8 protein-coding genes are annotated in these 10426 nt (G+C 36.7%); 3 read left to right on the top strand and 5 right to left on the bottom strand.

The features are described 5' to 3' along the window. Positions 1-293 precede the first annotated feature (293 nt). The gene (gene msrA / locus ACFXN8_RS25615) at positions 294-818 is read left to right on the top strand and encodes a peptide-methionine (S)-S-oxide reductase MsrA (RefSeq protein WP_386848221.1); all 525 of its coding nucleotides are present in this window, start codon (positions 294-296) and stop codon (positions 816-818) included. A 135-nt stretch (positions 819-953) separates the two neighbouring features. Here the strand turns inward: msrA and ACFXN8_RS25610 are convergent, their stop codons facing one another. The 5 genes from ACFXN8_RS25610 to ACFXN8_RS25590 all read right to left on the bottom strand — a co-directional run bounded on the left by ACFXN8_RS25610 (position 954) and on the right by ACFXN8_RS25590 (position 6886). Next, positions 954-1343 (bottom strand): YidH family protein, encoded by a 390-nt coding sequence (locus ACFXN8_RS25610; protein ID WP_386848220.1) that lies wholly within the window; start codon positions 1341-1343, stop codon positions 954-956. A 105-nt stretch (positions 1344-1448) separates the two neighbouring features. After that, on the bottom strand, positions 1449-2633 hold the full coding sequence (locus ACFXN8_RS25605; protein WP_386848219.1) for a serine hydrolase domain-containing protein: 1185 nt from the start codon (positions 2631-2633) through the stop codon (positions 1449-1451). Positions 2634-2649: 16 nt separating this feature from the next. Further along, on the bottom strand, positions 2650-3885 hold the full coding sequence (locus ACFXN8_RS25600) for an MFS transporter (RefSeq protein ID WP_386848218.1): 1236 nt from the start codon (positions 3883-3885) through the stop codon (positions 2650-2652). 159 nt (positions 3886-4044) lie between these two features. Then, positions 4045-5622, bottom strand: coding sequence for a class I adenylate-forming enzyme family protein (locus ACFXN8_RS25595; RefSeq protein WP_386848217.1), 1578 nt, complete (start codon positions 5620-5622; stop codon positions 4045-4047). 88 nt (positions 5623-5710) lie between these two features. After that, the gene (locus tag ACFXN8_RS25590) at positions 5711-6886 is read right to left on the bottom strand and encodes an acyl-CoA dehydrogenase family protein (RefSeq protein ID WP_386848216.1); all 1176 of its coding nucleotides are present in this window, start codon (positions 6884-6886) and stop codon (positions 5711-5713) included. Positions 6887-7060: 174 nt separating this feature from the next. Here ACFXN8_RS25590 and ACFXN8_RS25585 point away from each other — a divergent pair, with 174 nt between their 5' ends. Together ACFXN8_RS25585 and ACFXN8_RS25580 are read left to right on the top strand one after the other, a co-directional pair. After that, a complete protein-coding gene (locus tag ACFXN8_RS25585) occupies positions 7061-7969 on the top strand; it encodes a LysR family transcriptional regulator (protein ID WP_386848215.1) in 909 nt (302 codons plus the stop codon). A 1582-nt stretch (positions 7970-9551) separates the two neighbouring features. Beyond that, complete coding sequence (locus tag ACFXN8_RS25580) at positions 9552-10349, top strand: saccharopine dehydrogenase family protein (protein WP_386848214.1); 798 nt, start codon at positions 9552-9554, stop codon at positions 10347-10349. The last annotated feature ends 77 nt before the right edge of the window (positions 10350-10426 follow it).

The raw sequence follows: 10426 nt of genomic DNA, 5'->3' as shown, positions 1-10426 counted from the left end.
CGGAATAACCTGCAATTACGATGACACAAAGTAATATCAATGTGAAGAATGCTCTCCCTTTACGCAAGCGCCGTTTTTGGGGGCGCTGTGAGCGTCTTGAATAATCTTGCTCTTCCATAACTGTTAACTCCTCTATTTTTTATAGTAATGTAACGATTCAATCTAAAGAAAGGTTCATTTTATAGTATGTTGCGAATCCTATCCATATCTATGTAAAGGTTATTTTACACCCTTTTTGCCAAGAATGTACCAAATAATGCTATAATATTTTCACGAAAGAAAGGATGATGAATATGATCGAGAAAGCTTCGTTTGCTGGCGGTTGTTTTTGGTGCATGGTAAAACCATTTGTTGAATGGGAAGGTATACATAAGGTCACTTCCGGCTACATGGGTGGCGATTTACACAATCCTACTTATGAGGATGTCAAAAAAGGGACTTCTGGTCATTTAGAAATAGTCGAAATTGAATTCGACCCTAGCGTTTTTAGTTATGAACAGCTCCTTGATATTTACTGGATGCAAATTGACCCTACGGATGCTTTTGGTCAATTCCATGACCGTGGTGAATCCTATACGACAGCAATCTTTACTTATTCAGAAGAACAAAAACGCATTGCAGAAGCTTCAAAGGAACAGCTAGCAAACAGTGGTCGCTTTGATAAACCTATTGTAACCACAATTCGCGATGCTAAGTACTTCTACCCTGCAGAAGATTATCACCAGGACTTTTATAAAAAAGAGTCTGAGCATTATCAGAAGGACCGTGCGTTTTCTGGTCGTGATCAGTTCATCGCTGAGCATTGGGATAAAGAGTAATTCCTTCATTGAAATGAATATAGCAAACTAAAAAACACGTATTTTGAATGATGTTTAGTCAAAATACGTGTTTTTATGTTTATATACTACTTTATTAAGTAGCCGTTTTCCCTCGTACTGCACGCTATTAATAGCCTACAGAAATAATAAGAAAGAAAGGTACATAAAAATAATGAAAATTAAGATGGAAAAAAAGCAAGAAATAATAAAAATACAACGATATGAAGGATTAAATATACCATCCTGGATTTCTTTCCTTTTCCTTGAATATTGAAAAGTAGCCAGCACCCCTATTATAAAACCAATGATACAGGCGAAGATGCCAAGGCATATGGCTATGATATGAATATAATGATTCGAGTTAACTTTAATCGTGAAATGCAAAGAAGTGGTCAAAAACCCTACTCCAACAATAGATATGCTAGTCCGTATCCAAGCTAAATACGTTCTTTCATTTGCTAAATGCTGCTGTGCATATTTTACACTATCTTCTGTTTCTTCTGTCCATTTATTTAAAGCCTCCATAAACGATAACCCTTCCCTATCCCTTTTTGAAAGTCTCGTATTCAGTGAACATAACCCTTAGATAGTCCCTTTAAAAGCTTCAAGCCCTCATGAACAGCTCTGATGTTATTGCTTTACTAAAAATTCTGTTATCGCTTGATACGCATCTGTTCCTTCTGATTTAGGGGAATGATAAGAAGATAATTTTACAATGACTGTATCAGCTTTTGATGTTATATGAATTCGCTGTTCAAATTTGCCTCTAGCAGAAAATCCCCCATATCGATCATGGCTAACCCACCATTGATTGTGATAGGAGAATCCAGAAAGATAATTATGGGTACTTTCCGCAAGAAATTTTGAGTTCCCCCCTTTTTGAATTTCCCTAATTATATGCTCCGGAATAATTTGTTGGCCATTATAGTAACCATCGTTACACAACATATCACCAAAACGTACCAAATCACGCAATGTAGCCCGCATACCGCCACTTGCTATATCTGTACCGATTTGATCTAAGTGCATTAAGGCATTTTCTTCTGCACCCAATTTAGACCATATAAATTCTTGAATTAATTCTGCCAAATCTTTTCCTGTTAAGCGTTTGATAATCCAGCCCAACGTTTCTGTTTGCCCATTTTCATACTTAAATACAGTACCGGGCTGTATATCTTTTTTGCTTGATATCATAAATTCATATAGATTTTCAGGTCCATTATAGTTATCGGGTTTTGGCATTGAGCCAGATGCAATAAAAATTGGTGTCCCACGGCCAATTCCCATTGGCGTGTTAGCTTCCATATATTTCACAGGAACTTGCATATCAAGCAATTGCTGAATCGTTCCATCACCAAGACCTGTTCCTATTAATTCGGGAATGTAAAAAGAGGCCCTTTGATTTAAATCCAATACCCCTACATCAGCAAGTAAACTAACAATCAATCCAACAAATGATTTTGTAGCAGAGTTCAATGCATGAGGATGATACGATTTATATCCATTAAAATAGTTCTCGTACAAAACTTTTCCTTTATGCAACACTAAAAAAGCATCTGTATTCGTTCTTTCAAGATACGCTAACACATTTTCATCCTTATTCACGTATATTTTTGCCAGATCTAATGAATCGTTAGCGTATGATAATGGGGAGGGCTTCTGGCTTCCTCTCCAGATAATACGGCAAGGACTCAGTTCACCGCTATGACAATACCCTTGCAAATTTTTTGGGGAAGTAAACCAATTCTCCTTCGTCACGATATCCGCTGAGTTTGGCGGAAAAACTTGCATTTTATTTGTTGTTAAATTCTGCATGACAATCTCTCCTTCATTAAAAAGAAGGCCCTATAAGCACATCTTCTTTTGATTCTTTACCTTTATTATTAATCGTTAATGCAGCAATTGCCCCAGCCAGTGCAGAAGCGATTAAAAACCAAAAAACAGCCGTATAAGATCCATTGAAAATAGTAAGAACAAACCCAATGACCATTGGTGAGATCCCCCCAGCAATCTGTCCACCAAAGGAAACAAATCCTGTCACAGAACCAGTTAATTCCTTACCTGAATACTTAATAATCATTGTGTATAATGAAGTTCCGATAAACGAGATGGAGATAGCATTGAAGGTCAAATAAACAATCCCAAGAGAGACAGATGTTGCATTAAACATCAAATATAGAAAGACACTGGAAGATAGTAATCCTCCCATTGCTAGGTATTTTTCTCTTCCAACCATATATTTATCTAAAATAATGCCGCTTACATTAAACATGATAAAGGAAGCAACATAAGGAATGGCCATCAAGACACTTGCAGATAACAAGTCCAAACCTTTACTTACCAAATAAGAAGGCATCCAGGTAATCATCCCCCAATTCACGATATTAGAAAAAAATTTCGTAAAGAGGAATTTCCAAAAATTATCTGTTTTAAATACCATTTTGTAAGGAACCTTGTTTTTATTTTGTTCCTTAGTATTTATTCGCTTATCTTCTGGAGATTTCAGATAAGTCCAACTTGCCCATGCTATAAAAACTCCTAAAATCCCAATACTAGCAAACATCCATCTCCACTCAAAGGAAACCAACAAAAAACCTATCGCAACAGAACCTATCACACCACCTGCCGTTTGTGCAGATAGAAAGAACGAACTGGCTCTTCCTCTTTCATTTTCGTCAAAGTTGTCAGTGATCGATCTCATACTGGCAGGAAAAACACTGCCTTCCGCTATACCAAACAGGAAACGAATTAAAAGCAACGAGATAAATGACCAGGCAAGACTTGTAAGTGCCGTAAAAAGCGAAAATCCTAATATAGAAAAGACCAACACCTTTCGTGCACCATACTTATCGGTAAGCCACCCTCCTACTGGGTGCATCAGAGCGTAGCTGAAAAAGAAGATACTTAAAACTAAACCTGATTCAAAAGAATTAAGATCTAAAGCTTTCTGAATTGGAATGATGGCTACGTTCATTGATGTTTTATCAATGTAACTTAATACCGTCCCAATAAATAGAAGAATGATGATAATGGATTTACGCCTTTTATCAGCAGCATATACTTGCATTTTTATTCACTCCTTTTCGAAGTCTCGCTTTTTGATACGTACCCTTTGTGGCATTCCTTTAATGGTTGTAATCATAATCAAAGTTTTAAAAATACCTTTTTTTAAGTGACCATCTTTATTCGAAAATTCATAAAAAACACTAACCGAATTTTGGATTTTCTAATTCACCAAACGTGCCGTTTCTTCCCAAAAAGGTCTTCTTAATTCTTTCTTATCAATCTTCCCAACCATTGTTAACGGTAAAGACGTCTCAAAAAAGATCTCTTTTGGAACCATATAAACTGAAGTACGTTCTTTACAAAACTCGATTAATTCTTCCTTCTTACAAGTTTCACCCTTACGTAGTACAACAAATAGACAGACCGCTTCACCCCAATCGTTATGCGGTATGCCTATGCAAGCGCTCATCGCCACCTTAGGATGCTGGTTCACGATCCTTTCTACTTCAGCAGGGTATACATTAAAACCGCCAGAAATGATCAAATCCTTTTTACGTTCGACAATATGAAGATAGCCATGTTCATCTAGTTTTCCGATATCCCCCGTAAAGAACCAGCCATCCCGGTATGCCTCTGCTGTCAGGTCTGGCTTTTTGTAATAACCAACGGAGACAGAAGGGGTTTTGACAGCAATCTCCCCCGGTTGCAATGGTTTCACGTCTTGACCATTATCGTCAACCAAGCGAATTTGGCTCAGCATACACGGTTTTCCGCAGCTCTTTAATACATCAAGATTGTTCTCATAGGCAAAGAGGTGATCGCTTTTTGTAAGTCTCGCAATGACAATACTACATTCCGTCATCCCGTACTGCTGTCTAAAAATAGGTCCAAATATTTCAAATGCTTCTTTTAGACGTTCTGAAGAGATGGGTGAGGAACCATAGTTTATATTACGCAATGAGCTGACATCATAGCTTCTTCGCTTAGCCTCATCTATCAATCGATAAATAATAGTTGGAACCACAAAAGTGCTTGTAATCCGTTCTGTTTGTACAATCTGCATAAATACTTCTGGATGAAATGCCTTCATGATATATACATGACATCCAGATGCTAATGACCTCTGTAGTAACACTCCTGCAGCATGAATAATGGGTGTACAGAACAAAATCTTGTCTTGGTCATCGTAAGGATATTCCATACATGAAGCCATAAGTGATGCACCAAAGCCCCGTTGAGAGTGCATGACCCCTTTTGGTGTCCCTGTTGTACCACCGGTGTACGATATGATTGCTAAGTCATCTAATGAGGCCACGGGGAACGCTACGTTTCCTGTTTTATCCTGTACATCAATAGAATAAAATTCCTCTGGGTATTTAACGTCGAAGCCTTGCAGACCAATAACTGTTACATTCTTTCTACCTGCCTCTTTTTGGTAGTTAAAGACCGCTTCTACATGTTTCTGAGTTGCCATAATAACAACTTGGGGCTCGGCATCTCTCAAGATAAAGTCAATCTCTCTAACACCCAACTTATCATTTAATGGGACAACAGTTGCCCCACATAGACTAACACCGAGATTATATACGACATTTTCTATACTATTTGGAATCAGAACCGCAACATGCGTTCCGATTTGTACGCCAAGACGTATTAACTGGCTTGCTACCGCCTCCACATGAACCCGTAATTCTCTGTAAGTGATAGTTTCATTTGTATCAACACAAGTAAGTGCTGGTTGATCATCAAATTTATTTATACTATTGAACAGAAAACCCTGAAAAGTTAATGTATCCATGAAAACTTCCTCTCCTTAGTAAAGTATAAAAATAGTTTTTCAATTCGAAACTCCGATTATGATTGAATTAGGTGTATTCTTTTTTCTTTTATTTGTTCAGCAATTCCTTAGCAATCATATTTTTCTGAATTTCAGATGTACCAGTCAAAATCCTAAACATCCGTACGTCTCTGTACATTTTCTCTACAGGGTGTCCTTTCATTAACCCTTGACCACCAAAGATTTGCACAGCCTTGTCAGCAACTCGATTAGCAACCTCTGAGGAATATAATTTAACCATCGATGCACTTCCTCTTAGATTTTCACCATGATCAATCTTTTCAATCACATCGTAGAGCATGCAACGTGCCGCGTATATTTCAGTCGCCATCTCCGCTAACATATGTTGAATGGCTTGAAAATCTCCAATTGGTCTTCCAAACTGGATCCTCTGTTTGGCATGATTGGTAGATAAGTCTAATAATCGTTGTGCAACCCCAAGGTAGGTAGCGCCCCAAGACGCCCGATTTTCATTTATTCTACCAAGTCCCAGTATCAACCCCTTGCCAGGTTGACCGAGAATATTGGCAGATGGAACTCGGCAATGATTAAAGATTAGCTCGGCTGTGCTCCGTTCTCCGGAAATTGGAACCTGAATATTTCCTAATTCAAAACCTGGTCTTCCCTCTAATTGTTTCTCTACAATAAAAGCAGTTACTCTTTCACTAGCTGGCTCCACAATTTCCTTTGCCAACACAATAGCCCAATCTGCATATGGAGCAGCGCTAATAAAATGCTTTTTACCATGTAATATATAATGATCACCTTCGCGTACTGCCGTGGTTTGAATGGCACGGGCGTCGGATCCTGCCCCAGGTTCTGATAATGCAAAGCAACATCCCGCTTCAGCATTAATCACCGGCATTACATACTTTGTTATTTGATCCGGAGTGAATATGTTGAACATCTGGCCAATACGTAAAGGTCCCCCTATTTCACCTAAAACATGCCCCCATAAAGCAGCCCCTGATTTTGCTAGTTCTTCCTTTAGGACACATAGTCCTTTTAGGTTAAGTGACTGTCCTCCTACCTCCTTTGGAAGGTTGATGCCATAAAACCCGAGCTCCTTTGATCGCTTTCTGACCCATTTAATGTGTTCCATTGAAATCTCTTGTTCTGAATCAATTTCATGTTCACTTTCAAACGGTAACAATTCGTTGTAAATGAACTCAAGTAACCTCTCTTTTAAATGTTGAATATTCTCGATTTGTACTGTTTCATGCATACTTTACTCCTCTCCAAGACACATTCTTCCTAAAATAGAAAGCGGTTTCATTTATTTGTTTTTAGAATAGTTTTAATATTCTTAATAATTATCTTATATATGGTTGTAGGTAAAGTAAAATGGTAATATATCATATATACTTGAATCAAATTCATACAAAAGGGGTGTAACGTTGTGCATTTAGAACAATTAAAATATATTGTTGAAGTAGCTAAAACACGTTCGATTTCCGTCGCTGCCCAAAACCTTCATGTTTCTCAATCGACCATTAGTAAGGCAATTACCAGTTTAGAGCAAGAATTACGCATTCAATTGTTTACACGTTCACGGTTAGGCGCCCTGCCAACAGCAGAGGGTAAAGACATTCTTAAAAAAGCGTATGAAATTGTTATTAAACTTGAAGAAATACAAGAAGAAGCGCAAGAGCAAGCATCATTCATAAGCGGAGAATTAAATATATCGGCCAGCCCTAGCTTTTTCCTACCAATTTTACTTGGAACATTAACTAACTTTAAAAAAGACTATCCTAACTTTCGTATACTCATGACAGAAAAAAAGTCACCAAATATTATTGAAGATGTTAGCCAAGGAAAGATTGACATCGGATTAGCTATGCTCGATGGAATCGATTGGAATGCACATGAAGAGCTGATTTTCGAAACCTTATTAGAGGGCAAAATCATGGTATGTGTCAGCAAACATTCTCCATTCGCTTTCAGCGATTATATAACGCCTGAGGAGTTAATAAATGAAACTATCGTGATGTATGATGGGGTAATATGGAAAGATTCCATTTCAATATTTTTGAATAAATATGGACCAATGAATATTTTATTTACATCTAACAATACCGAAGTTATTAAAAAGGCCGTAGCAGAAGGTTTAGCGATAAGCTTTTTGATGGATATAGCATTAAAAGATGATCATTATGTAAATAGTGGAGCCATTATCCCGATTCCATTAATAAATTTCGAATCTCATCAACGATCTTTCGGATGGGTACGATCAAAGAAAAAGCATTTTTCTTTGGCAGCTCGAGAGTTTTTAAAATACCTCAAATTTAATATCTCCAAGTTAGAATAACGTATGACAAAATAATTTAAGGAGCCTTTATATTAGCTAAATTTAACAATATATGTATTTCTCGATAAAAACAGGGTTTATACAGATATGAGCTCGTTCGAAAAAATCCATTTCTAATACTAAAAATTTGGCATTTTTTAATGTTCGTTACATTAATCGTCAGTTTACAGAAATTAATTTTTTATATAATCAAGGAATTTTTCTACTTTGAAGCTTATGGTAAATAGAGGCTTGTCATGTATCTCTTTTAAATCGAAACGTTTTAAAATTAGTGTATTAAAAATAATAAACGGTCTATACTATTAAAGATTTCACTTCAAATCCAATGACAAGGAGGGTTAACCCGATGAGTGGGGCTGACCGGTAACTCAGAAGGACCATCAAAGCTGAATGCAGCTAAAGCACAGTTGTCTTAAAGAATTTTAAGATCAATGCGGAAGCGAGGCAGTGTGTCATGGAGCACTATAAGTAAGTGAACATCAAGCCCGGAATATTAATTCCGGGTTCTTTTTTGTTTTATCCCCTCTTTCGTTATTCTTTAGGTGATTTTTTTAACTCCTTTAGCAAATGTTTTATGTAACGTAAGTGAAACGGCAGTTACAAATGTTTTGGTAGCGAAAGCGAAGCGTCAGCAAGAACACACGACAAAGTGACCAACAACACGTTGGCCCAAACTCACCGGTGGATGTCACAGAATCGAAAAGGAGTTTATTTAGGATGTTAGCCGTTATCGCATCCATGCGATACGGCTAACTGATTTCATGTTGTTGCTGTCGCTTCGCTTTCGCACAGACAAAAACAAACACGTTGCTGTCTCTACGGTGGCACTGCGCTTTCGCACAAAAAACATCTACAGGCCTAAGCACAAAGTCGATTCAGGACGCAATTATGCCTAGGAATAATTGATCTCAAGGTATAGCCGTTGAATTTTTTCCTTTTTAATAACGTGTATAAAAAATAATGAACGGTCTATACTATTAAAGATTTCACTTCAAATCCAATGACAAGGAGGGTTAACCCGATGAGTGGGGCTGACCGGTAACTCAGAAGGACAATCAAAGCTGAATGCAGCTAAAGCACAGTTGTCTTAAAGAATTTTAAGATCAATGCGGAAGCGAGGCAGTGTGTCATGGAGCACTATAAGTAAGTGAACATCAAGCCCGGAATTTTAATTCCGGGTTCTTTTTTTGTTCTGGTACTACTCGGGATACAGTCAATATTTCAGGGAATTTCCGACACCAAATACCTATTATATGTAAATCATTTTTCTTAAACAATCTGTAGGCTCCCTTAAATAGCACAACAACGGATTCGATTATAAAAATACTTTGTTGGTTCTATTGATTAGCCCAAATTGATTTTTTTCTAATAAGTGATTATTGGTTCAGTTTTTGGTGCTCATTGTAAAAAGGCAAATGGATATTTATGTTAAGATAGAGAAAGAATCTGAAAAAATCACTTACTCTACGGTCAAAGAGTTGAAGAACAATTATTCCATAATGTTAGTATCGGTTTTTGATACAGGGAGATTTTATTTAAAATTGAGTAAGCTGTTTTAAACTATGAGAAGGTGGGTTTTCTAGTGAAAAATATTTTAGTAATCGGCGGTTACGGTCAAGTCGGTACCGTAATCTGTAACACTTTATCTCAGATTTACCCTGGAAAAGTTATCGCGGCTGGTAGAAATTTTGAAAAGGCAAAAAAGTTTTCTTTGTCTATGAATGGTAAGGTTCTGCCGTTGAAACTAGATATTTATAATCTGGAGGCATCCCATGAAGTATTTACACACACACAGTTAGTAATAATGTGCCTTGACCAAAAAGATACTAATTTCGTTGAAATGTGTATTCAAAATAAAGTTCATTATATAGATATTTCCCCTTCCTATACTATCCTATCAAAAATTGAAAGCTTACATAGTAAAGCACTTGAATTAGGAACAACTTTAGTGTTGGGGGTAGGTTTAGCGCCAGGTTTATCAAATTTAATGGTCAAAAATTTAGTCAATCAGGTTAATAAAGTTAACAGTACGGACACTTATCTAATGCTTGGGATTGGTGAAAAGCACGGAAATGACGGAGTAGAATGGTTGCTAAATAATATAAATAATAATTATTCGATATGTGAAAATGGTCAAAATAAGTATGTAAGTAGTTTTACTGATGCTAAATATGTAGAGTTACCTAAAAAATATGGGAAAAGGGTTGCTTATAGATTTAATCTGGCTGACCAACATATTCTCACTAAAACGCTTCATTTAGAAAACATATCTTCTCGCTTCTTTTATGACTCGGACTTTACAACAAAAGAATTAGCTATACTTAAAAAGTTAGGAACTTTCAAGCTATTAAAATATAAATTCTCACTAGCGTCGCATTAAAATAATTCAATGTATTTTTAAAAACTGAATTTTCCGCAATATTATGCGTGCATAAAAAAAGCCTTTATAATGGTTGG

It is taken from the genome of Lysinibacillus sp. NPDC059133, from assembly GCF_042755925.1.
GTDB lineage: Bacteria > Bacillota > Bacilli > Bacillales_A > Planococcaceae > Lysinibacillus.
The sequence above is the reverse complement of the archived record's forward strand: the minus strand, read 5'-3'. Positions and strand labels throughout refer to the sequence as shown.

Bases quoted from the DNA above. Each gene is read 5' to 3' on its own strand.
- msrA (WP_386848221.1), top strand. From the start codon at position 294: ATGATCGAGAAAGCTTCGTTTGCTGGCGGTTGTTTTTGGTGCATGGTA.
- ACFXN8_RS25610 (WP_386848220.1), bottom strand. From the start codon at position 1,343: ATGGAGGCTTTAAATAAATGGACAGAAGAAACAGAAGATAGTGTAAAA.
- ACFXN8_RS25605 (WP_386848219.1), bottom strand. From the start codon at position 2,633: ATGCAGAATTTAACAACAAATAAAATGCAAGTTTTTCCGCCAAACTCA.
- ACFXN8_RS25600 (WP_386848218.1), bottom strand. From the start codon at position 3,885: ATGCAAGTATATGCTGCTGATAAAAGGCGTAAATCCATTATCATCATT.
- ACFXN8_RS25595 (WP_386848217.1), bottom strand. From the start codon at position 5,622: ATGGATACATTAACTTTTCAGGGTTTTCTGTTCAATAGTATAAATAAA.
- ACFXN8_RS25590 (WP_386848216.1), bottom strand. From the start codon at position 6,886: ATGCATGAAACAGTACAAATCGAGAATATTCAACATTTAAAAGAGAGG.